Source organism: Pseudomonas putida (assembly GCF_050990305.1).
Taxonomy (GTDB): domain Bacteria; phylum Pseudomonadota; class Gammaproteobacteria; order Pseudomonadales; family Pseudomonadaceae; genus Aquipseudomonas; species Aquipseudomonas putida_AH.
In genome coordinates, this window is the sequence record NZ_CP158817.1 from 5,095,826 (window position 1) to 5,119,703 (window position 23,878).

Sequence of the window (23,878 nt, forward strand, 5' to 3'; positions counted from 1 at the left end):
ACAGGTAGTACATTGCAACACCCTCCAAAACGCATTATCTTGTAGCTCGGCGCAAAAAAAACCCTACATGTAGGGTTTTGACTTAAAAGCCCAACCACATTTCAGACCTTGAACTCAAGCGCTTTATTGCCTGTTCATGGTTGAACCAAGCACGATTTTACAAGCCCAAACCGCACGTGCGGATGGCACCGTTTTTTTCAGGCCAGAACGGCCAGGACGGTACGGGTGTTGCAGTCATAACTGGCACCCCTGAAAGGAATCCGGCTTCGAGCTCAGGCTCGCTGTCAAAGACTTCGGCAAGGAAGCGGCATCATGAGCCTTTTTCCTACTGTCTCGAAGTTGTTATGCCCGACGCTACGTCGGTTGTAGTGCTTTCAGGACAGAACGGTGGGCATCGTTAAGGTGCCCAAACAAACATAGAGAATGTGGAGACAATCCCCCATGCAAACCGACACAACTCGCGAGAACCCGCAGGGCACCTTGCCGCAGGCCGCTGATTCGAATTCGGATCTGTCCGCCACCGCGCCTGGCCAACTGCGCGTGATCAAGCGTAACGGCACTGTCGTTCCTTACACCGATGACAAGATCACCGTCGCCATCACCAAGGCGTTTCTCGCAGTTGAGGGCGGTACCGCTGCCGCTTCGTCGCGAATCCATGACACCGTTGCCCGCCTGACCGAACAGGTCACCGCCACCTTCAAGCGTCGCATGCCATCGGGCGGCACCATCCACATCGAAGAAATCCAGGACCAGGTCGAACTGGCCCTGATGCGCGCCGGCGAGCAAAAAGTGGCTCGCGACTATGTGATCTACCGTGACTCCCGCGCCAAGGAGCGTGCTGCCCACACCCCGGCCGAACAAGCAGTCAACGCTCACCCATCGATCCGCATCACCCGTGCCGACGGCAGCCTGGCGCCGCTGGACATGGGCCGCCTGAACACCATCGTCACCGAAGCGTGCGAAGGCCTGGAGGAAGTCGACGGCGAACTGATCCAGCGCGAAACCCTGAAGAACCTGTACGACGGCGTAGCCCTGAACGACGTCAACACCGCACTGGTAATGACCGCCCGCACCCTGGTCGAGCGTGAGCCGAACTACTCGTTCGTGACCGCCCGCCTGCTGATGGACACCCTGCGTGCCGAAGGCCTGGGCTTCCTCGGCGTTGCCGAGAGCGCCACTCACCACGAAATGGCCGACCTGTACGCCAAGGCGCTGCCGGCCTACGTCGCCAAGGGTGTGGAGTACGAGCTGCTGAACCCTGAGCTGGCCAGCTTCGACCTGGAAAAACTCGGCAAGGCGATCAACCACGAGCGTGACCAGCAGTTCACCTACCTGGGCCTGCAAACCCTGTACGACCGTTACTTCATCCACAAGGATGGCGTGCGTTTCGAACTGCCGCAGATCTTCTTCATGCGCGTGGCCATGGGCCTGGCGATCGAAGAGAAAGACCGCGAAGCCCGTGCCATCGAGTTCTACAACCTGTTGTCGTCCTTCGACTACATGGCTTCGACGCCGACCCTGTTCAACGCCGGTACCCTGCGTCCACAGCTGTCGAGCTGCTACCTGACCACCGTGCCGGATGACCTGTCGGGCATCTACCACGCGATCCACGACAACGCCATGCTGTCGAAATTCGCCGGCGGCCTGGGCAACGACTGGACGCCGGTGCGTGCGCTCGGTTCGTACATCAAGGGCACCAACGGCAAATCCCAGGGCGTCGTGCCGTTCCTGAAAGTAGTCAACGACACCGCCGTTGCCGTTAACCAGGGCGGCAAGCGCAAGGGCGCTGTGTGTGCCTACCTGGAAACCTGGCACATGGACATCGAAGAGTTCATCGAGCTGCGCAAGAACACCGGTGATGACCGCCGTCGTACCCACGACATGAACACCGCCAACTGGATCCCTGACCTGTTCATGAAGCGTGTCTTCGATGACGGCAAGTGGACCCTGTTCTCGCCGTCCGAAGTGCCGGACCTGCACGACCTGACCGGCAAGGCCTTCGAAGAGCGCTACGAGTACTACGAAGCCCTGACCGAGTACCCGGGCAAGGTCAAGCTGTTCAAAACCATCCAGGCCAAAGACCTGTGGCGCAAGATGCTGTCCATGCTGTTTGAAACCGGCCACCCATGGCTGACCTTCAAGGACCCGTGCAATCTGCGCAGCCCGCAGCAGCACGTCGGCGTGGTCCACAGCTCGAACCTGTGCACCGAGATCACCTTGAACACCAACAAGGACGAGATCGCCGTTTGCAACCTGGGCTCGATCAACCTGCCGAACCACATCGTGGGCGGCAAGCTCGATACCGCCAAGCTGCAACGCACCGTGAACACCGCTGTGCGCATGCTCGATAACGTGATCGACATCAACTACTACTCGGTGCCGCAAGCGAAGAACTCCAACTTCAAGCACCGTCCAGTCGGCCTGGGCATCATGGGCTTCCAGGATGCGCTGTACCTGCAGCACATTCCTTATGGTTCCGATGCTGCCGTCGAGTTCGCCGACAAGTCGATGGAAGCGGTCAGCTACTACGCGATCCAGGCGTCCTGCGACCTGGCTGACGAGCGTGGCTCCTACGAGACGTTCCAGGGTTCGCTGTGGTCCAAAGGCATCCTGCCGCTGGATTCGCAACAGATCCTGATCGAAGCCCGTGGCCAGAAGTACATCGATGTCGACCTGAACGAAACCCTGGACTGGGCACCGGTTCGCGCCCGTGTACAGAAAGGCATTCGTAACTCGAACATCATGGCCATCGCACCGACCGCGACCATCGCCAACATCACTGGCGTTTCGCAGTCGATCGAACCGACCTACCAGAACCTCTACGTGAAATCGAACCTGTCGGGCGAGTTCACCGTGATCAACCCATACCTGGTTCGCGACCTCAAGGCGCGCGGTCTGTGGGACTCGGTCATGATCAACGACCTGAAGTACTACGACGGTTCCGTGCAGCAGATCGAGCGCATCCCGCAAGAGCTCAAAGCGCTCTACGCGACCGCGTTCGAAGTGGACACCAAGTGGATCGTCGACGCAGCAAGCCGTCGCCAGAAGTGGATCGACCAGGCTCAGTCGCTGAACCTGTACATCGCTGGCGCTTCGGGTAAGAAGCTGGACGTGACCTACCGCATGGCCTGGTACCGTGGTCTGAAAACCACTTACTACCTCCGTGCCCTGGCCGCGACCAGCACCGAGAAGTCGACCATCAACACCGGCAAGCTCAACGCGGTCTCCGCCGGCGGCAACCACGGTGATGACTCGGTCCTGGCCGCTCCAGCAGGTCCAGCTCCAGTACCGAAGGCCTGCGCCATCGACGAGCCGGATTGCGAAGCTTGCCAATAAGCTGAGCCGGTAGGCGCCGGAAGGCGCTGACCTGAACCCCCGATCAGTCCTCTGGATTATCGGGGGTTTTCTTTTGCCCCATATAAAGTCAAAAGATCGCAGCCTCGTTGCACTCGACAGCTCCTACAGTGATCGCATTTCAATGTAGGAGCTGTCGAGTGCAACGAGGCTGCGATCTTTTAATCTGACAGCCACAAAAAAGCCCCTCTTTCGAGGGGCCTCTTGGATAGCGCTTTCAGCCAGCCCGCATCAGGTCATCTGAATGATGGTCTGCATGATGGTGCTTTGAGTGGAGATGGTCTTGGCGTTTGCCTGGTAGTTGCTCTGCGCCTTGATCAGGTCGACCAGTTCGTTGGTCACGTTGACGTTGGACTCTTCCAGGGAGTTGGAAGCGATCGAGCCCAGCGTCCCGGTTTCCGCTGCGTCGTAGCCTGGAATACCCGAGGCGTAGGTTTCTTTCCAGCTGGTGCCGCCTACTGGCTGCAGACCTTGCTCATTGGTGAAGCTGGCCAATGCCAACTGACCGATTGGCTTGGTCTGATTGTTACTGAAGTTGGCCAGGAACACACCGCTACCATCGATGGTCAGGTTGGTGATCTGGCCGGTGGCGTAGCCGTTCTGCGAAGGGATCGAACGCGCGGTGTCAGCGTTGAATTGCGTGGTGTTGGCCATGGCAATGGTCACGCCCGCCGGGTCGGCGGAGGCGCCGTTGGCTGCCCATACACCGTTGGTCACTGTACCCGGAGTCCAGTTAGTGATTTTCAAATCAGGGCTGACGATTGGGGCGCCCGGCGGGTTCGGCGTGCTGACCGAAACCAGCTTGCCGCTGGTATCGAAGGACATGGTCGAGGCGACTGGCGGGGTTGCCGCAGCAGTAGGATCGCTGCCATCCGGGTTGCGACCATCGATCAGAGTGTAGGTGTCCCAGGTGTTAGCCCCCGTCTTGACCATGTATTGGTCCATGGTGTGCTGGTTGCCCTGAGTATCGAAAATCGGGGTACTGAATTGCTTGGTGAAGGATGCTGTCTTGCTCGGATCGAATGGGTTAGCCGCCACATCGATGACGTCAGACGTAGAGTTCAGGTTGATCGTCGACGAAACCGAAGTGGTGGATTTCGGTGCCAGATTGGAGGTGTCGATGCGCAGGTCGGTCAGCACGCCATTGACGATCTTGCCATTGGCATCCACGCCATAACCTTGCAGGCGCGAGGTACCGTCGGTATTGGTGACGTAGCCATCCTTGTCGACCTTGAACGTACCGGCACGGGTATAGGACAGCGAACCGTTGTTGTTCAACACGAAGAAGCCGGAGCCGTTGATCCCCATGTCCAGTACGTTGCCGGTGTTGCTGATGTCGCCCTGGGTGAACTGCTGGGAAACGTTGGCCAGGCGGACGCCGTTACCAATAGTCTTGCTGCCCGTACCCAGCTTGGACGCCGAGTACACATCTTCGAATTCCGCACGGGACGATTTGAAACCGACGGTTGCCACGTTGGCGATGTTGTTGCCGGTTACGTCCAGTTGCTTGTTGGCTGCATAGAGACCGCTAAGGCCGATATTGAAAGACATATTCCACTCCTTTATGCCGCGTTAGCCGGCTCTATATACCAATGGTTTTCACTTTGGACAGGGCGACACTGCCCAGCCCGGCCAGATTGAGCATCAACTCACCGCCGGTCTGGCTGATGGTCACGCTGTTGACGGTGGCAGGCAGGTTAGTCACCAACGCCACGCCCTGGCCATCGATGGTGGTGTTCGCAGCGAAGGTGTAGGTACCAGTTGGCACCACGTTGCCGGCGTCGTCCTTGCCATCCCAAGTGAAGCTGGCGTTGCCTGCTTTCTGATCGGTCAGGTCGATGGTACGAACGACAGTGCCGTCCTTGTTTGTAATCTTCAACGTGGCATCAGCCACCGATTGCGGCAGTACAACCTCCCCGGTCATGCCTTTGGTGGTGTCGACCACGGCCTTGTCACCCGGCGCGATAACCGAGCGGCCCACCAGCGACGAGGCTTGCAGTGCCTGGGATGACCCGAAGCTACCGGCAATACCACTCACGGTATCGTTGAGCGTGGTGATGCCTTCCAGGCTACTGAACTGCGCCAATTGCGCCACGAACTCGCCGTTACCCTGAGGCTCCAGCGGGTTCTGGTTTTTCAGTTGCGTCACCAGCAATTGCAGGAACGCATCCTTGCCCAAGGCCTTGTTACCGGTGGCACTGCTCGCGGCCGACGCCAGGCTGTCAGTATCCTTGGTCGTCTTGATCGAGGAGTTGGCCAGAATGTCGTTGAGGCTCAAGCCACTGGTGGTATCGGAAACACTCATCTGAGTCGCCCCTTATCACTGACCGAGGGTCAGGACTTTCTGCATCATGGTTTTGGCGGTGTTCATCATTTCAGCGTTGGTCTGGAACGAACGGCTCGCGGAAATCATGTCGGCCATTTCTTCCACCACATTGACGTTCGGGTAGTAGACGTAGCCCTTGGCATCGGCAGCCGGATGGTTCGGTTCGTAGCGTGCCTCAAGGTTGCTTTGGTCTTCGACCACGCCCAGCACCTGCACACCTTGACCGGCGGCGTCCTGGTTCTGGAACAGCGAATCGCTGCCGCCGCTCTGGCCACCCTGGAACATGGTGGCGAACACTGGGTGACGCGCACGGTAGGTCTGGTCGATGCTTGATGAGACCGTCTCGGCGTTGGCGATGTTGGAAGCGACGGTGTTCAAACGCGTGGTCTGGGCACTCATGCCGCTACCGGCAATGTTGAAAACACTGGATAGAGACATGACTTACTCTCCGCGAAGGGCTGATACCAGCCCTTTGAATTTGCTGTTGAGCAGGGTGAAGCTGGCCTGGAAGTTGACCGAGTTTTCCGCGTAGTTCGACTGTTCAAGCTGAGCATCCACGGTGTTCTGGTCGATCGAAGGTTGCATCGGCGTGCGGTACATCAGCGACTCGTCGCCATTACTCAGGCCTTCGGCTTCGATATGACGGCTGTTGGTCATGTTCAAGGCGAACGTGCCGTTTTTGGCCTTATCGTTCTGTGCCTCCAATACTTTGGAGAACTCCAGATCCCGTGCCTTGTAGTTCGGGGTGTCGGCGTTGGCAATGTTGTTGGCCAGAACTTCGGCACGCTGGGCGCGGAAGTTAAGCGCCTTTTCGTGAATGCCGAGCGCGTTATCGAAGCTGATGCTCATGTCGGGAAACCTTCGGGTGACCTGATTTTTCGTACGATGAACTTAGCAAGCGCCATGCCAAACCAACAAAGCCCGGTAAACCGGGGCTTTGCAGACGATGGCAATGCGGCAATGCCAGAAAAGCGGCAACCTGTTTCCGCCGGATGCCGCTTTTCTGCCGCTTCACTCCAAGACACCCATGTACTGGTAGGAGCTGCCGAAGGCTGCGATCTTTTGATCTTGTTACTCAAAAAACAAAATCAAAAGATCGCAGCCTTCGGCAGCTCCTACGTGATGCAAAAGTGCCAGGCATAAAAAAGGAGTCCTTGAGGACTCCCGTTTTTTTTGTATTGCCAACAGCAAATCATTTGGCCTGGTAAATAATCCCCGGGCTGCACTGCACCATCTGATAATGATCCGGCAATCCGTTCAGCGCCTCGGAAGCACCGAGGAACAGATAACCACCCGGCTTCAACGTGCTATGGATGCGCAACAGGATGTCCTTCTTCACTTCGGCAGAGAAGTAGATCAGCACGTTACGGCAGAACACGATGTCGAACTTGCCGAGGCTCGCATAGCTGTCCAGCAGGTTGAAGGAACGGAACTCCACCCGGCTCTTGATCGGCGCCTTGATCGCCCACCGTCCCGGCCCTTTCGGATCGAAATAGCGCTGCAGGCGCTCAGGTGACAGACCGCGACCAATGGCCAGACTGTCGTATTCGCCGGTCTTGCAGTTGTTCAGCATGGTGCCGGACAAATCGGTGGCCACAATCTGCACCCCCATCCTCAATTGTCCGACATTGGCTCGCTCGAACTCGTCGATAGACATCGACAGCGAATAAGGTTCCTGACCCGACGAGCACGCCGCCGACCAGATCCGCAGACGCTGGCCGGGACTGGCCTTGATCGCATCTGGCAGCACCTTGTTCTTCAAGACTTCAAACGGATAGGTGTCACGAAACCACAGGGTTTCGTTGGTTGTCATCGCATCTACCACCATCTCGCGCAACCCGCTGCGCGGCTGGGTCTGGATGCGCTGGACCAACTCACCCAGGGACTTGATACCTTGCTGCTCCATCAGTTTGTTGAGACGGCTGGAGACCAGGTACTGCTTGTTTTCACCGAGCAAAATGCCACAGGCTTTTTCCAGGAATACCCGGAACTGTTCGAAATCCAAATTACCCGTAGACAATGCTGCCGCCTCTTAAATCGCGTTGTTGACCAGGAGCCGAACGCCCCTAGCTGATGTCTGCTGCTTTGATCCGGTCGACGACCCGGGACGCCAGGTCATCGGGACGGAATTTGGCCAGGAAGTCGTCGGCTCCGACTTTCTTGACCATCGCTTGATTGAACACGCCCGACAACGAAGTATGCAGAATGATATGCAGCTTTTGCATGCGAGGGTCGTTGCGGATCTCGGCCGTCAAAGTGTACCCATCCATTTCCGGCATCTCGATGTCGGAGATCATCATCAAGAACTCTTCTTCCGGCTTCTTGCCCTCGTCGACCAGTTTGCGCAGGTAGTCCAGCGCTTGCCGACCGTCGTTCAACGCCACCACTTCGACGCCGACCGTTTGCAGGCAGCGCGTGACTTGCTTGCGCGCCACCGAGGAGTCATCGACCGTCAACACTCGAAGCGACAGCGCCTTGTGCTGGGTTTCAACGTCCACCACGCCCACGGAAATCGCTTCCGGTGTCGGCGCCACTTCCGCCAGCACCTTTTCGACGTCGATGATTTCGACCAACTGATTGTCGACCCGCGTCACGGCTGTCAGGTAGTGATCGCGGCCGGTGCCCTTGGGTGGCGGATGAATCTCCTCCCAGTTCATGTTGACAATGCGTTCGACCGAGCGCACCAGGAATCCCTGGGTCTTGGTGTTGTACTCCGTGATGATCACGAACGGGTTGTTCTTGTCCTTCAAAGCCCCCGAACCGGTTGCCATTGCCAAATCCAGGATCGGAATGGTCGCCCCTCGGATGTTCGCCACGCCGCACACGACGGGACTGGACTTGGGCATCAGCGTCAGTTGAGGGCATTGCAGCACCTCTCGAACCTTGAATACGTTGATCCCATACAGCTGTTGGCCGTCGAGACGGAACAACAACAGCTCAAGGCGATTCTGCCCCACCAGTTGCGTGCGCTGGTTCACCGAATCCATTACACCAGCCATGCCCAGACTCCTACACCAACGCTAAGTGTTGTTGCGACGCACATTCATCTCTAAACGGCACGGCGCTTGCTTTTTATCTTCGTATGAACATAGAACCGACATTTTCTCGACGCCCGACCACACTTTGCCGTAAATGGCTGGGTGTTCTGGCGGCCGCTTGCTTTTTCAATGCGGGTGGCTCTGCCCTCGCCGATACTGTCACCTTGCCTGACATGCTTATCGGCGTCACTCAGGGCTTTCTTGAATTCACCGTAGAGGACTATCTGGCGACGAGTCAAACGCAAGGTCGCTACGAAATCCAGGTCAACCAGCTCGATCCCCGCCTGCGCATGCCGATGTGCGACAAGGAATTGACAGCTTCGCTGGAGAGTCCGGCCAAGCCGCTGGGGCGGGTTACGGTCAAGGTTCGCTGTGAAGGCAGCTCTCCGTGGACCGTCTTCGTACCCGCTCAAGTGCGCCTGTTTCGCGATGTCGTGACCACCTCACGCCCCTTGCGGCGTGCTGGAATTGTCGAACCTGAAGATGTGATTCTGCGCGAACGCGATATCAGCGCGATCAACCAGGGCTATCTGACCTCTCTGGATCAGGCCATCGGGCAACGACTTACCCGACCAATGGTCGCCGATCAAGTCATCACCTTGGTGCACCTCGAGCAGGCGGAGGTCATCCGCAAGGGTGATCAAGTGGTCATTACGGCCCGTAGCGGCACGCTCAGCGTGCGCATGCCCGGTGAGGCGCTGTCCAATGGCGGCATGAGCGAACAGATTCGAGTCAAAAACCTCAACTCCCAACGGGTCATCAAGGCGCAAGTCACCGCGCCAGGGCAGGTGGAAGTTTCCATGTAGGGGAGTAATACAAGATTCTCTGTTCGTGAAATGTGGCGCCGACCATGGCTGTTCCCTAAACTGTGCCCCATGCCGGGCAAGCGCTGACGCGCGCGAGTTCAACGATAAATGGGCCTAAAGTTTTTTAGGGAATGGCCGAAAACATGGCAAGCGTCCAAATTCCCAGAGGTTTTTTTATCATGGTTATCGATTTCAGCCGTTTGAACAGCTCCTCGTCACTTACAGGTAGTACACGTACCAGCGTTGCCAAGGAAGCCGCCGATGCCGGCAAATCCGCGCCGCTGAATACCCCGGCCGAACAGGTCGGTACCGCTACAGTCGGGGAATCGGTACATCTCAGCAATGAGGCTCAACAGTTGCAGAAGGTCACTGATACGCTGCGCGATCAGCCTGTCGTCGACAAAGCCCGTGTGGCCGAGTTGAAAGCAGCGATTGCCGATGGCAGCTATAAAGTCGACAGCAACCGTGTAGCCAGCAAACTGCTCAACTTCGAAGCCCAGCGCTAGGCCTCGGCCCGCGCCAGGCTTTTGGACGCTTAAAACCCAAGGCCAGCCATGCACGACACTAATTTACTGCAACTGATCACCGACGATTTTGCTCCTACGCAACAACTGTTGGAGCTATTGCGTACCGAATCCCTCGCCTTGCATGGTCGCGATATGTACCTGCTCGAAGACATTCTGGCGCAAAAACAGGCATTGATCGTTTTGCTCGAACAGCATGGCCGCAAGCGCAGCGAACTCCTCGCCAGCCTCAACCTGCCCACCGACCGCAGTGGCCTGGAACAACTGGCCAGCCAATCGAGCGTGGGTGAATCGCTGCTGGCGCAAAGCGATGTACTGACCGACCTCCTGGCCCAATGTCAGGCCGCCAATGCCAACAATGGCCAGTTGATACGGGTGCAGCAAGCCGCCACGGCCACTCAGCTGAAAATCCTTACCGGCGGTGAACCTCCAGCGCTCTATGACGCCAGCGGAACATTTTCCAAGCTTGTGAAACCGCGCCCTCTCAGTCAGGCTTGATCCCATTGATGAGCCCGCTCTACCAAGACACGTAACATGCTGGCAAAATGCTGGCTAGTCGTAGTCAAAATTTGTCTGGAGATTGATTAACCGTGTCCAATGCCTTAAATGCGGACGATGCTCCGCAGCCACCCAAGGTGCTCAGCACGCCTCTGGAAATCTCCGGCAACCTTCGCCAACTGCAAGAAAGCCATGACCCGCTGATCATCACGTTCCACGAGCGCAGTCAGCGCTTCCAGAGTTATCTGGTAGACATTGACCGTGACAGCAACATGATCGCCCTCGACGAAATGATTCCCCGCGACGGCGAACGCTACCTGTTGGCTGGCGAACCGTTCAAGGTCGAAGGCTTCCATGAAGGCGTACGCATTGCCTGGGAAAGCAACGGCCCGCTGACCATCGATGAATCCGGCGGAAGTCGTTGCTACCGTGGCAACCTGCCCGATGAAGTGGTCTACCACCAACGCCGCAATGCGTTTCGTGCAGCGTTGAAGCTGGCGCAACTGGTCGATGTCGAATTGGCTGGCGACAAGCTAAAAACACCGATCGACGGAAAATTGCTGGACATCTCTGCCACTGGCTGCAAATTGCGCTTCGCTGGCGACATCACAGGCAGCCTGCAGTTGGGCCAGGTCTATGAACGCTTCATGGCCGCCCTGCCGTTTGGCAAGATGATGGCGCCGGTCGAGCTGCGTTACCTTCATTTCGAAGAAAAAATCTCCACCACCTTCGCCGGTGTTCGCTTCCATAACATGAGCGGGCTGGTGCAACGGCAGGTCGAGCGGTTTGTCTATCAGTTGCAACGCGAAGCACGGCGCTTCGACAAAGACGACTTCTGATACAACGCCCCAACAAAAACGGGCAGTCCCTTGCGGTGACTGCCCGTTTTTTTATGCCTGTACGCTACGGCCTTGCTTCAGAGAAACTTTGCTCCCTGCCTGAATCCGGATCATCCTCCGGGGGCTTATCGGATTGCTCCTCCGGCTCAGTCTCAGGCTCAGGAGGCACCGAATTCTGCATCTGATCCTGAACCACCTGCTCATCGACTCGCGGATCAAGGCATGCGACCAGCGGCGAGCTCGACATACTGTCCGGCATGGCCACGTGATGCAGCGGCGCATCGTCTACCTGATGCAGATTGGTCACCGCTTTGGGGCGAATTCGCCACACCAGCACCAACGCGAAGAAGCTAAAGAAGGCATACAGCATGTGGCTGCCGAACAACTTCATCAGCACCCCAGCCGCCAATGGCCCGATGCTGGCACCTACGCCATAGGTCACCAATAACATGGCCGTCAGAGACACTCGACGATCGGCTTCGACGTGGTCATTGGAGAACGCGACGGCCAACGGGTACAAGCAGAACTTCACCAGCGAACAGACGAAGCCGGCGATAAACAGCACTTCTAACGGCACCTGTTGCAGAACCGCCAGTGGTAGCGCAGCAAGCGCCAAGACCAAGGCAAAACAGCGAATCAATAAGGCTCGATCATAACGGTCGGACAACCAGCCCAGCGGCCACTGCACTACCAGCCCAGCGAAAATGCAGCTGCCCATGAACAGACCGACCTGCTCCGTGGACAACCCCTGCTGCGAGGCATACAACGGCGCCAGACCGTAGAACGAGCCAATGATCAAACCGGCCCCCAACACGGTACTCAGCGATTGCGGCACGCGCTTGATGAAAAAACGTGGCTCCATAGGCGCCGGATGCAGCGGCGCCGGGTGAATCCGCCGCGTCAGCGCTACAGGCACCAGGCACAATGCAAAGCACAGGGCGACCAGCATCAATAGCTCCAGGCCAAGTCCCGGGTGCATGACCAGAATCAGTTGCCCCAACACCAGCCCCAGATACGAAGCGATCATGTAACCGCTAAAGACGGTACCGCGCTGCGAAGCTTCAGCCTGTTCGTTAAGCCAGCTCTCGATGACCATGTACTGGCACATCATGCCCAGACCGACGATCACCCGCAGGAATATCCAGGCTGGTAGCCAGTCAATCAGACCGTGCCCAAGCACCGCCGCACCGACGATCCCGGCACAGGCCGAGTAGGCACGAATGTGCCCGACACGGGCAATCAACCGATGACCGATCTTGCCGCCCAGCACCAGGCCGAAATAGTTGGCAGCCATCAACGCACCGACCCACAGGCTGTCGACATGATCGGCCGCCAGGCGCAAGCCCAGGTAAGTACTCAGCAAGCCGGAGCCGATCAGCATCATCAGCGAGGCGAAATACAGTGCTCGAAAAGGTTTCCAGATTTGGCGCATCGGCGTTCCGAGCGGCTCCTTGCGGTGAGAAATCGAACTACCGAAACGATAGCCCGAGATGGATGATGCGTCAGGCCTGGGTTGCTAGAACACGCCGTTCCCAGGGAGTAATTTCATCATGGAAACTGGCCAGCTCCATGGTCTTGGAAGCGATGTAGCCTTCGATAAATTCGCTGCCGAACAGTTCCTTCGCCAGTTGGCTACGTTTCAGACGCTCAAGGGCAGCGTGCAAGGTACAGGGTAGTGAAAGATAGTCCGGGACCTGAAACTCACCCTGAATCGGCTCGCTTGGCTCCACGTTGTTCTCGATGCCATACAACCCTGCGGCCAAACTGGCGGCAATGGCCAGATACGGATTGGCATCGGCGCCCGGCAAACGGTTTTCAACCCGACGGGCAACCGGCGCACTGGCCGGAATGCGCAAACCCGCCGCCCGATTGTCATGGGACCAGCAGGCATTATTCGGTGATGCATAGGGATGGCACAAGCGCTGATACGAATTCACGTTAGGGGCAAACAGTGCGGTGAAATCCGCCATGCACGCCTGCTGTCCACCGATGAAATGGCGGAAAGTCTCCGTCGGCTGACCCGCCTCATCACTGAACACATTCCGTCCCGTTGCTGTTTCAACAATGCTCTGGTGGATATGCATCGAACTGCCTGGCGTATGTGCCAATGGCTTGGCCATGCAGACCACAGAAAGGTGATGTTTGAGCGCGACTTCTTTCAGCAAATGTTTGAACAAGAATGTCTGGTCGGCGAGCAACAACGCATCACCGTGCAACAGGTTGATCTCAAACTGACTGACACCCATCTCATGCATGAAGGTATCGCGAGGCAGACCCAATGCCGCCATGCATTCGTAGACTTCACTGAAAAACGGCCGCAAGCCATTGTTGGAACTGACACTGAACGCGCAATGGCCGTCTTCGCGTCGACCGTCCAGGCCAACCGGAGGCTGGAAGGGTTGCATCGGGTCGGGGTTGGGCGCGAAGACAAAGAACTCCAGCTCTGTCGCTACCACCGGGGACAGGCCAAGCGTCTCGTAGCGTTTGATAACCGCCTTGAGTTGGCCACGGGTCGACAGATTGGAGCTTGCGCCGCTCAGCTCATCCGCATCGCAAATGGCCAAGGCGCGTGGTTGCTTACTCCAAGGCAAGGAATGTATTTGCACCGGATCAGGAACTAGCGCAAGGTCGCCGTCATCGCTGCCGTAAAAGCGTGCTGGCGGATATCCGCCCATGATGCATTGCAGCAGCACACCTCGAGCCATCTGCAAACGTCGCCCCTCGAGGAAACCCTCGGCGGTCATCACTTTACCCCGTGGCACGCCATTCAAATCCGGCGTAACACATTCAATCTCATCAATGCCCGTCAAACGCTCCGCGAATGAACTCAGGCCATCGCTTGTCATGACGCAATCCTTGTTATTGTGCGAGCCGCGAACGGCGACCCGTACAAAATAGGCTCCACGTGTTCGGGATATCAAGCAACGTCAAACAAAAAGCTTCAAATCAAGGCAATACAATCAAGGCAGATAGAGACGGAAGACACCGCCGCCCAACGGGCCGCCATTGCTGATTTCAGTACGCCCGCCGATGCCATTGCGTTGATGCAATGCTGCAATCCGTCCTGCAAAGTACAATCCCAGTCCGGTGCTACCACTGCTGTGATTGATGCCCTGAACGTAATCCGATTGATGCTCGATCATTTGGGCGGGATAACCTTCGCCATCGTCATTGATGGTCAACACCAGTTGCCCGGCTTCGTCACTGGCACTGACCAACACGGCGTGATGAGCATAACGAATGGCATTGTTGATACTGTTTGCCAAAACGGAAGCGATCAACTCTCGATCGAAGAAACCCAGAGGGCTCATAGGGTCGACTTCAAAGGTCGCCGCTATGCCACGACTGGCGAATACATCCTGATGGCAGGCCAACTGCGCTTCGATGAAGTCATCCAGTTCGTGGTAGGCCGGCTGCAACGGCATCTGATTGACACCCAACTTGTACAACCCCAGCAACTGCACGAGCATGCCATTGAGATGAGCAAACTCGAACTCGATCACCCCCTGCTCAGGGGTATGCCGTGCCGGGTCAGGCAGGCTCGATAGCCATTGGCTGTGGGCTTGCATCAGCATGGCTAACGAGTTTTTCATGTCATGCACAGTGGAGGCGATCACCGTGGAGAAATCCAGGGTCTGCTGATTGTCGTTCATTCGCCAAACGCCTTGCTTTTGAGCTTTTGATAACGCGGATAACGCGCATCGGTATCGGGCATCAAACCGACCATTTTCAGGCAAGCGCGACATTCTTCGAGTTCGGCCGAAGGTACACTGGTGTCGGTGCCATGCAGCAGTGCCTGTGCCATGTTCAGTGCGATACTGATGTTTTTCGGCTGCAGCGCCAGGGCTTTGCGGAACACGTCACGGGCTTCGACCAGATGACCGGTCTTGTACACGCGCACGCCCTGTCGATTGAGATCTGCTGCCGCATTGCTTGCGTTGAGGATGCTCGGGTCATCCGTAAGTTTCGCGATGTCCTTCATGACCGCCGGATCGTCGCCGTAAATTTCCGCACAGTTTTTAAGCATTGATGTGCCAGCCTCTGCCTGTCCCAACATCTGCAACTGCTTGGCAACCAACAACGCCGCCTCGGCACTCATGAACTGCTCCATACCATCGAGGCGCATCAATGCCTGTTCGGTCAGCTTTTCAGCTGTCTCGGCATCGTTAAGCAATAGGCTTGTGGCCTTCATTAACCGTGCACGGATTTGCAGTCCGGGGTCAGTAGGATTTTCCTTGGCCACGGCACTGAGCGTTGTATTGATTTCAAGTCGAGTCCGGGTATCCAAGCCTTTTTCGCTCCCCTTGCTGATCAAGGCATGGGCCAGTCCAAGGTTGCTTTCAGCGTCCTTGAAGCGCGATTGAGCACCCTGGTTGACAGCCTGGCGATAAGCTTTGGAGGCGGTGTCGAAATCTTCGTTAGCCATCGCCAATTTGCCCAACTGTGCCTGACGGCGCACAGCCAATGGTGACAGGCGAATCGCCTCTTCCAATACTTTCTGGGCTGCCTTGGTATCGCCTTCGGCAACTAAAACATCCGCCATGCCGTCGTAGAGTGCAGGCATCATCGGGAAGACTTTTAGCGCCTTCTCATAGACCCCTTTGGCTTGCGCAACCTGACCACGCTTGAACAGCAACTTGCCTAGTCCGGCAAACGCCCAAGGTAGAGGTCGATCGGCAATGATGCTGTCGTAAAGTCGCTCCAGCGCCTCATTCTGATTCAGGTCGCGCAGTGCATCGGCCCGGTAACGCAGGCACAAGGGCGAGTAACGGATATCTTGCTTGCACAGGGCAATACAGGCGTTGAGCACTTCGACCGGCTTTCCACGATCCAGGGCCTGCAGAATTGGCTTGAGCAGGGTCTTGCGCTGCTCCAGGCGTTCAAGGCGCTGAGCCAGCCCGGAACGGTTGAAGGGCTTGGTCAGATAAGCGTCGGGCTCGTGCTCCAACGCACTGAGTACCATGGCCTGACTCGTTTCTGCCGTGACCATGACAAACACACTTTCATGGCTGATCAACTTCTCAATCATCAGGTCTTCGAGCACCTGCTGACCGTTCTTCTTGCCATCCCCCAAGTGAAAATCCTGCAAGATGAAATCGTAGGACTTCTGCGAACACATTTTCAGCGCCTGCTCGCCGGTGTCGGCCGTATCCACATCCTTGACACCCAGTTCCCGCAGCATGGACCTGACGGAACTGCGGAAATCCGAAAAATCATCGACGATCAGAAAACTCTTTTGGTGATACGACAGCATCGAAGATTTCCAGGCAATTTAAGAAGAAGAACCGAAAGGCCAATACATGAACAAGATCAGCTTCATCGCCCCTTCCGGCGCGCAGATGATAGCCAGTAGCCATAGGCTATCAAGCGATTTCTCTTGAACTGCAATAACGATTTAAAACTGCGAGAAGTGAAGATCGCTTTGACCTGAAAGGTTATCGGCCAGTAGTAGCGTTCTCTTGAAGGTACAAGCGTGTAATCACGCTGTTGTCTCGTGATACAGCCTGTTTAGGAAGTGGCGCAAGTTCCAATCGCGTCACTTTCCTGCGGGCAAAACAAAACCCCTACCTGCATACGCAGATAGGGGTTTCGGAATTTAATCTTGACGATGACCTACTCTCACATGGGGAAACCCCACACTACCATCGGCGATGCATCGTTTCACTTCTGAGTTCGGGATGGGATCAGGTGGTTCCAATGCTCTATGGTCGTCAAGAAATTCTTGAGCCGGGCCGTCTTGCGACGTTCCAGCGAATTGGGTATGTGACAGCTTTCGGTGATTTGCGAGTTACGCGAACTTTCGGTTCATTGCGTCTTCACACACCGCAATCTGATGCTCTTTCGAGTAGTCAAATTGCTTGGGTGTTATATGGTCAAGCCTCACGGGCAATTAGTATTGGTTAGCTCAACGCCTCACAGCGCTTACACACCCAACCTATCAACGTCGTAGTCTTCGACGGCCCTTCAGGGAACTCAAGGTTCCAGTGAGATCTCATCTTGAGGCAAGTTTCCCGCTTAGATGCTTTCAGCGGTTATCTTTTCCGAACATAGCTACCCGGCAATGCCACTGGCGTGACAACCGGAACACCAGAGGTTCGTCCACTCCGGTCCTCTCGTACTAGGAGCAGCCCCTCTCAAATCTCAAACGTCCACGGCAGATAGGGACCGAACTGTCTCACGACGTTCTAAACCCAGCTCGCGTACCACTTTAAATGGCGAACAGCCATACCCTTGGGACCGGCTTCAGCCCCAGGATGTGATGAGCCGACATCGAGGTGCCAAACACCGCCGTCGATATGAACTCTTGGGCGGTATCAGCCTGTTATCCCCGGAGTACCTTTTATCCGTTGAGCGATGGCCCTTCCATACAGAACCACCGGATCACTAAGACCTACTTTCGTACCTGCTCGACGTGTCTGTCTCGCAGTCAAGCGCGCTTTTGCCTTTATACTCTACGACCGATTTCCGACCGGTCTGAGCGCACCTTCGTACTCCTCCGTTACTCTTTAGGAGGAGACCGCCCCAGTCAAACTACCCACCATACACTGTCCTCGATCCGGATAACGGACCTGAGTTAGAACCTCAAAGTTGCCAGGGTGGTATTTCAAGGATGGCTCCACGCAGACTGGCGTCCACGCTTCAAAGCCTCCCACCTATCCTACACAAGCAAATTCAAAGTCCAGTGCAAAGCTATAGTAAAGGTTCACGGGGTCTTTCCGTCTAGCCGCGGATACACTGCATCTTCACAGCGATTTCAATTTCACTGAGTCTCGGGTGGAGACAGCGCCGCCATCGTTACGCCATTCGTGCAGGTCGGAACTTACCCGACAAGGAATTTCGCTACCTTAGGACCGTTATAGTTACGGCCGCCGTTTACCGGGGCTTCGATCAAGAGCTTCGCGTTAGCTAACCCCATCAATTAACCTTCCGGCACCGGGCAGGCGTCACACCCTATACGTCCACTTTCGTGTTTGCAGAGTGCTGTGTTTTTAATAAACAGTCGCAGCGGCCTGGTATCTTCGACCGGCGTGAGCTTACGCAGCAAGTGCTTCACCCTCACCGGCGCACCTTCTCCCGAAGTTACGGTGCCATTTTGCCTAGTTCCTTCACCCGAGTTCTCTCAAGCGCCTTGGTATTCTCTACCCAACCACCTGTGTCGGTTTGGGGTACGGTTCCCGGTTATCTGAAGCTTAGAAGCTTTTCTTGGAAGCATGGCATCAACCACTTCGTCACCCAAAGGGTAACTCGTCATCAGCTCTCGGCCTTAGAATCCCGGATTTACCTAAGATTCCAGCCTACCACCTTAAACTTGGACAACCAACGCCAAGCTGGCCTAGCCTTCTCCGTCCCTCCATCGCAATAACCGGAAGTACAGGAATATTAACCTGTTTTCCATCGACTACGCTTTTCAGCCTCGCCTTAGGGACCGACTAACCCTGCGTCGATTAACGTTGCGCAGGAAACCTTGGTCTTTCGGCGTGGGTGTTTTTCACACCCATTGTCGTTACTCATGTCAGCATTCGCACTTCTGATACCTCCAGCAAGCTTCTCAACTCACCTTCACAGGCTTACAGAACGCTCCTCTACCGCATCACCTAAGTGATACCCGTAGCTTCGGTGTATGGTTTGAGCCCCGTTACATCTTCCGCGCAGGCCGACTCGACTAGTGAGCTATTACGCTTTCTTTAAAGGGTGGCTGCTTCTAAGCCAACCTCCTAGCTGTCTAAGCCTTCCCACATCGTTTCCCACTTAACCATAACTTTGGGACCTTAGCTGACGGTCTGGGTTGTTTCCCTTTTCACGACGGACGTTAGCACCCGCCGTGTGTCTCCCATGCTCGGCACTTGTAGGTATTCGGAGTTTGCATCGGTTTGGTAAGTCGGGATGACCCCCTAGCCGAAACAGTGCTCTACCCCCTACAGTGATACATGAGGCGCTACCTAAATAGCTTTCGAGGAGAACCAGCTATCTCCGAGCTTGATTAGCCTTTCACTCCGATCCACAGGTCATCCGCTAACTTTTCAACGGTAGTCGGTTCGGTCCTCCAGTCAGTGTTACCTAACCTTCAACCTGCCCATGGATAGATCGCCCGGTTTCGGGTCTATTCCCAGCGACTAGACGCCCTATTAAGACTCGCTTTCGCTACGCCTCCCCTATTCGGTTAAGCTCGCCACTGAAAATAAGTCGCTGACCCATTATACAAAAGGTACGCAGTCACAGAACAAAGTCTGCTCCCACTGCTTGTACGCATACGGTTTCAGGATCTATTTCACTCCCCTCTCCGGGGTTCTTTTCGCCTTTCCCTCACGGTACTAGTTCACTATCGGTCAGTCAGTAGTATTTAGCCTTGGAGGATGGTCCCCCCATATTCAGACAAAGTTTCTCGTGCTCCGTCCTACTCGATTTCATGACTAAGAGATTTTCGCGTACAGGGCTATCACCCACTATGGCCGCACTTTCCAGAGCGTTCCGCTAATCTCAAAGCCACTTAAGGGCTAGTCCCCGTTCGCTCGCCACTACTAAGGGAATCTCGGTTGATTTCTTTTCCTCAGGGTACTTAGATGTTTCAGTTCCCCTGGTTCGCCTCTTGCACCTATGTATTCAGTACAAGATAACCATCTTATGATGGCTGGGTTCCCCCATTCAGACATCTCCGGATCAAAGTCTGTTTGCCGACTCCCCGAAGCTTTTCGCAGGCTACCACGTCTTTCATCGCCTCTGACTGCCAAGGCATCCACCGTATGCGCTTCTTCACTTGACCATATAACCCCAAGCAATCTGGTTATACTATGAAGACGACATTCGCCGAAAATTCGCAAAACTCTTAAGAGTCACTCACAAATTTTACCTTAGCCTGAACATACACCAGTGAAAGTGCTGTTCAGTCTATCTTTCTATCACATACCCAAATTTTTAAAGAACGATCTAGTCAAAGACTAGAAATCAACATTCACCATCACTCGATGGAATGCTCATTTCTAAGCTCTTACTTCAGAAGCAGTAGTGGTGGAGCCAAGCGGGATCGAACCGCTGACCTCCTGCGTGCAAGGCAGGCGCTCTCCCAGCTGAGCTATGGCCCCGTATTTCTACAGGCGTTTCCCACACAAAATTGGTGGGTCTGGGCAGATTCGAACTGCCGACCTCACCCTTATCAGGGGTGCGCTCTAACCAACTGAGCTACAGACCCAATTTCGGGCTGCTTCTATCGTCTTCTTCAATGAATCAAGCAATTCGTGTGGGAGCTTATGGTACAGCTGAGTCGTCGATTAAGGAGGTGATCCAGCCGCAGGTTCCCCTACGGCTACCTTGTTACGACTTCACCCCAGTCATGAATCACACCGTGGTAACCGTCCCCCCGAAGGTTAGACTAGCTACTTCTGGTGCAACCCACTCCCATGGTGTGACGGGCGGTGTGTACAAGGCCCGGGAACGTATTCACCGCGACATTCTGATTCGCGATTACTAGCGATTCCGACTTCACGCAGTCGAGTTGCAGACTGCGATCCGGACTACGATCGGTTTTATGGGATTAGCTCCACCTCGCGGCTTGGCAACCCTCTGTACCGACCATTGTAGCACGTGTGTAGCCCAGGCCGTAAGGGCCATGATGACTTGACGTCATCCCCACCTTCCTCCGGTTTGTCACCGGCAGTCTCCTTAGAGTGCCCACCATAACGTGCTGGTAACTAAGGACAAGGGTTGCGCTCGTTACGGGACTTAACCCAACATCTCACGACACGAGCTGACGACAGCCATGCAGCACCTGTCTCAATGTTCCCGAAGGCACCAATCCATCTCTGGAAAGTTCATTGGATGTCAAGGCCTGGTAAGGTTCTTCGCGTTGCTTCGAATTAAACCACATGCTCCACCGCTTGTGCGGGCCCCCGTCAATTCATTTGAGTTTTAACCTTGCGGCCGTACTCCCCAGGCGGTCAACTTAATGCGTTAGCTGCGCCACTAAAGACTCAAGGTCCCCAACGGCTAGTTGACATCGTTTACGGCGTGGACTACCAGGGTATCTAATCCTGTTTGCTCCCCACGCTTTCGCACCTCAGTGTCAGTATCAGTCCAGGTGGTCGCCTTCGCCACTGGTGTTCCTTCCTATATCTACGCATTTCACCGCTACACAGGAAATTCCACCACCCTCTACCATACTCTAGCTTGTCAGTTTTGAATGCAGTTCCCAGGTTGAGCCCGGGGCTTTCACATCCAACTTAACAAACCACCTACGCGCGCTTTACGCCCAGTAATTCCGATTAACGCTTGCACCCTCTGTATTACCGCGGCTGCTGGCACAGAGTTAGCCGGTGCTTATTCTGTCGGTAACGTCAAAATTGCAGAGTATTAATCTACAACCCTTCCTCCCAACTTAAAGTGCTTTACAATCCGAAGACCTTCTTCACACACGCGGCATGGCTGGATCAGGCTTTCGCCCATTGTCCAATATTCCCCACTGCTGCCTCCCGTAGGAGTCTGGACCGTGTCTCAGTTCCAGTGTGACTGATCATCCTCTCAGACCAGTTACGGATCGTCGCCTTGGTGAGCCATTACCTCACCAACTAGCTAATCCGACCTAGGCTCATCTGATAGCGCAAGGCCCGAAGGTCCCCTGCTTTCTCCCGTAGGACGTATGCGGTATTAGCGTCCCTTTCGAGACGTTGTCCCCCACTACCAGGCAGATTCCTAGGCATTACTCACCCGTCCGCCGCTGAATCCAGGAGCAAGCTCCTTTCATCCGCTCGACTTGCATGTGTTAGGCCTGCCGCCAGCGTTCAATCTGAGCCATGATCAAACTCTTCAGTTCAAACATCTTTGGGTTTTGAGAAAACCCTAAACTTGGCTCAGCAATCGTTGGTTACATCTTTGATTTCTCGCGGAGTAACTTGTGATGCTGATAATCTGTTGACTAGCAGCCTGATACCACAAGCACCCACACGAATTGCTTGATTCAGTTGTTAAAGAGCGGTTGGTTAAGATCTTTCGTCTCAACCGAGGCGCGCATTCTACAGCAGCCTCATTTGCTGTCAAGTGATTATTTTCAGAAGTTTTCAAGGATTTCCTTAACAACTTCAACCACTTGCGCTTTCGATCTCTCGTCAGCGGGAGGCGAATTCTACAGCGTTACTCGCTGCTGTCAACACCTCTTTTTCAACTTCCTTTCGACTTCGATGACCTGAAGCAACCTGCCGTCGAAAACTGCGTAACTCATTGTTTACCAAGGAGTTTTCCGTTTCGACTGCGCCGGAAGTGGGGCGAATTATAGGCCTCTAGAATCTGCCGTCAAGCCCTGATTTGGTTTTTCTACAAATAATGCGTAAAAGACAAGAATCACCCTCCGTCTATATAGATAGAAGGAATCAAGAATAGACAAAATGCAGTTCAGAGCAGCCGATGATAGAAATAGGGAGAAAAGGAGGAGGCTAAAGATCCAGAAAGGTGGTGTCCCAGGGCAGGTTCGAACTGCCAACCTTCCCCTTAGGAGGGGGATGCTCTATCCAATTGAGCTACTGAGACACAAATTGCCCGCGAGAATACACAGAGCGATAGACGGCGTGCATGTTAACGGGCACGCCCGCCTTTGTCATGTCATCCATAGGCTTTTTAAGTGTAGGCACATAGACCTAAGAGCCAGAGAAGAATTACCGAGTAAACCAGAAGGCACCTCCCCCCTCGTCACGCAGAAAAAAACAGCCGTCAGATACGTCTCGAAAGCCCTCAACCCAGCCCTGATGAAAAAATCCCCCACCCCCTTCCTAAATGACCTGGACCACATACCCTGCTCTAGTAAATCGGCCATTTGCCACTATCCTATAAAGGGAAAGGCACAGTGATCGACTCGCATGAAATGCCCGCCTGAAATTTCAGCCAGGCAGAGGACGCGGTCAGCGATACGGATTAGCCAGCTTTCCAAACCAGTCCGCATTTCTGATAATTGGTGCTGGCATAACGCCTTTACCCAGTCCATATTTGTCACAGAATTGACGCCAATGATATGGCTGTTTTGAGGCATGATGCAGGCCTCTCTCAATTCAGGTTGAACATTTGGCCATAGCGCTTGTCGTATCAGACATCCTGCGGCCAATCCCGAGAACCGCTCCCCTGAACTAACCGGTTAAATATATGCGCCCATTGAAACAGGCAATTTATTCCAGCCGTACGGCTGACAAGTTCGTCGTACGTCTGCCAGACGGAATGCGTGAACGCATTGCCGAGGTGGCTCGCAATCATCATCGCAGCATGAACTCCGAAATCATCGCGCGCCTTGAGCAAAGCCTTATTCAGGAAGGCGCCCTAGGCGAAGAACTCAGCATGCGACTGGACAGTCCCGAGCTTTCATTACACGAACGCGAATTGCTGCAACGCTTCCGCCAACTCTCTCACCGCCAGCAAAACGCCCTCGTTTCACTTATTGCCCATGATGCAGAGATGGCCGCTGACGCGTCCTGACTCTCTCCGAAAGCTCAAGCCAGCCTGATCGCTGGCTTTTTTTTGC

17 protein-coding genes, 3 tRNA genes and 3 rRNA genes are annotated in these 23,878 nt (G+C 55.2%); 7 read left to right on the forward strand and 16 right to left on the reverse strand.

The window, feature by feature from the left end; translation table 11 throughout:
- Positions 1–441 precede the first annotated feature (441 nt).
- Entirely contained in the window at positions 442–3,336 is a 2,895-nt protein-coding gene (locus ABTV22_RS23025; RefSeq protein ID WP_433736745.1) for a ribonucleoside-diphosphate reductase subunit alpha, read from the forward strand.
- Positions 3,337–3,585: 249 nt separating this feature from the next.
- Here ABTV22_RS23025 and flgE read toward each other — a convergent pair whose 3' ends face one another.
- The 4 genes from flgE to flgB are packed head-to-tail and all read right to left on the reverse strand — an operon-like array spanning position 3,586 to position 6,529.
- A complete protein-coding gene (gene flgE / locus ABTV22_RS23030) occupies positions 3,586–4,905 on the reverse strand; it encodes a flagellar hook protein FlgE (protein ID WP_433736746.1) in 1,320 nt (439 codons plus the stop codon).
- A 31-nt stretch (positions 4,906–4,936) separates the two neighbouring features.
- A complete protein-coding gene (gene flgD, locus ABTV22_RS23035) occupies positions 4,937–5,659 on the reverse strand; it encodes a flagellar hook assembly protein FlgD (RefSeq protein ID WP_433736747.1) in 723 nt (240 codons plus the stop codon).
- Positions 5,660–5,674: 15 nt separating this feature from the next.
- Entirely contained in the window at positions 5,675–6,118 is a 444-nt protein-coding gene (gene flgC / locus ABTV22_RS23040; protein WP_007937507.1) for a flagellar basal body rod protein FlgC, read from the reverse strand.
- 3 nt (positions 6,119–6,121) lie between these two features.
- Entirely contained in the window at positions 6,122–6,529 is a 408-nt protein-coding gene (gene flgB, locus ABTV22_RS23045) for a flagellar basal body rod protein FlgB (RefSeq protein ID WP_433736748.1), read from the reverse strand.
- 54 nt (positions 6,530–6,583) lie between these two features.
- On the opposite strand from flgB, the gene ABTV22_RS23050 reads away from it, so the two are divergent.
- Positions 6,584–6,823 (forward strand): hypothetical protein, encoded by a 240-nt coding sequence (locus ABTV22_RS23050; RefSeq protein WP_433736749.1) that lies wholly within the window; start codon positions 6,584–6,586, stop codon positions 6,821–6,823.
- Between the two features lie 49 nt (positions 6,824–6,872).
- Here the strand turns inward: ABTV22_RS23050 and cheR are convergent, their stop codons facing one another.
- Both cheR and ABTV22_RS23060 read right to left on the reverse strand, forming a co-directional pair.
- Complete coding sequence (cheR, locus tag ABTV22_RS23055) at positions 6,873–7,700, reverse strand: protein-glutamate O-methyltransferase CheR (RefSeq protein ID WP_433736750.1); 828 nt, start codon at positions 7,698–7,700, stop codon at positions 6,873–6,875.
- Positions 7,701–7,746: 46 nt separating this feature from the next.
- A complete protein-coding gene (locus ABTV22_RS23060; protein WP_015096472.1) occupies positions 7,747–8,679 on the reverse strand; it encodes a chemotaxis protein CheV in 933 nt (310 codons plus the stop codon).
- An 83-nt stretch (positions 8,680–8,762) separates the two neighbouring features.
- Between ABTV22_RS23060 and flgA the strand changes: the two genes are divergently transcribed.
- The 4 genes from flgA (at position 8,763) to ABTV22_RS23080 (ending at position 11,385) form a co-directional block, all read left to right on the forward strand.
- Positions 8,763–9,524 (forward strand): flagellar basal body P-ring formation chaperone FlgA, encoded by a 762-nt coding sequence (gene flgA / locus ABTV22_RS23065; RefSeq protein WP_433736751.1) that lies wholly within the window; start codon positions 8,763–8,765, stop codon positions 9,522–9,524.
- A gap of 179 nt (positions 9,525–9,703) precedes the next feature.
- Entirely contained in the window at positions 9,704–10,030 is a 327-nt protein-coding gene (gene flgM / locus ABTV22_RS23070; RefSeq protein WP_433741484.1) for a flagellar biosynthesis anti-sigma factor FlgM, read from the forward strand.
- Between the two features lie 48 nt (positions 10,031–10,078).
- Positions 10,079–10,546: a flagella synthesis protein FlgN gene (locus ABTV22_RS23075; protein WP_433736752.1), complete on the forward strand. Its 468-nt coding sequence runs from the start codon at positions 10,079–10,081 to the stop codon at positions 10,544–10,546.
- A 92-nt stretch (positions 10,547–10,638) separates the two neighbouring features.
- On the forward strand, positions 10,639–11,385 hold the full coding sequence (locus ABTV22_RS23080) for a flagellar brake protein (protein ID WP_433736753.1): 747 nt from the start codon (positions 10,639–10,641) through the stop codon (positions 11,383–11,385).
- Between the two features lie 64 nt (positions 11,386–11,449).
- Here ABTV22_RS23080 and ABTV22_RS23085 read toward each other — a convergent pair whose 3' ends face one another.
- The 10 genes from ABTV22_RS23085 to ABTV22_RS23130 all read right to left on the reverse strand — a co-directional run bounded on the left by ABTV22_RS23085 (position 11,450) and on the right by ABTV22_RS23130 (position 22,899).
- Positions 11,450–12,817 carry an MFS transporter gene (locus tag ABTV22_RS23085; protein WP_433736754.1) on the reverse strand — a complete coding sequence of 456 codons (1,368 nt, stop codon included), beginning with the start codon at positions 12,815–12,817 and terminating at the stop codon, positions 11,450–11,452.
- A 70-nt stretch (positions 12,818–12,887) separates the two neighbouring features.
- A complete protein-coding gene (locus tag ABTV22_RS23090) occupies positions 12,888–14,129 on the reverse strand; it encodes a glutamine synthetase family protein (RefSeq protein ID WP_433741486.1) in 1,242 nt (413 codons plus the stop codon).
- A 216-nt stretch (positions 14,130–14,345) separates the two neighbouring features.
- Complete coding sequence (locus ABTV22_RS23095) at positions 14,346–15,038, reverse strand: sensor histidine kinase (RefSeq protein ID WP_433736755.1); 693 nt, start codon at positions 15,036–15,038, stop codon at positions 14,346–14,348.
- A complete protein-coding gene (locus ABTV22_RS23100) occupies positions 15,035–16,639 on the reverse strand; it encodes a response regulator (protein ID WP_433736756.1) in 1,605 nt (534 codons plus the stop codon). Before ABTV22_RS23100 ends, ABTV22_RS23095 begins: the two co-directional genes overlap by 4 nt.
- 346 nt (positions 16,640–16,985) lie before the next feature.
- A 5S ribosomal RNA gene (rrf, locus tag ABTV22_RS23105) occupies positions 16,986–17,101 on the reverse strand.
- 153 nt (positions 17,102–17,254) lie between these two features.
- Positions 17,255–20,146 (reverse strand): 23S ribosomal RNA (locus tag ABTV22_RS23110).
- Positions 20,147–20,389: 243 nt separating this feature from the next.
- Positions 20,390–20,465: transfer RNA gene (locus ABTV22_RS23115), tRNA-Ala, on the reverse strand.
- Positions 20,466–20,495: 30 nt separating this feature from the next.
- Positions 20,496–20,572: transfer RNA gene (locus tag ABTV22_RS23120), tRNA-Ile, on the reverse strand.
- Positions 20,573–20,652: 80 nt separating this feature from the next.
- A 16S ribosomal RNA gene (locus ABTV22_RS23125) occupies positions 20,653–22,189 on the reverse strand.
- The 16S, 23S and 5S rRNA genes sit together here with 2 tRNA genes alongside, the layout of an rRNA operon.
- A 633-nt stretch (positions 22,190–22,822) precedes the next feature.
- A tRNA-Arg gene (locus ABTV22_RS23130) sits at positions 22,823–22,899 on the reverse strand.
- 606 nt (positions 22,900–23,505) lie between these two features.
- Between ABTV22_RS23130 and ABTV22_RS23135 the strand changes: the two genes are divergently transcribed.
- A complete protein-coding gene (locus ABTV22_RS23135) occupies positions 23,506–23,832 on the forward strand; it encodes an Arc family DNA-binding protein (RefSeq protein WP_003178899.1) in 327 nt (108 codons plus the stop codon).
- Positions 23,833–23,878: the final 46 nt, after the last annotated feature.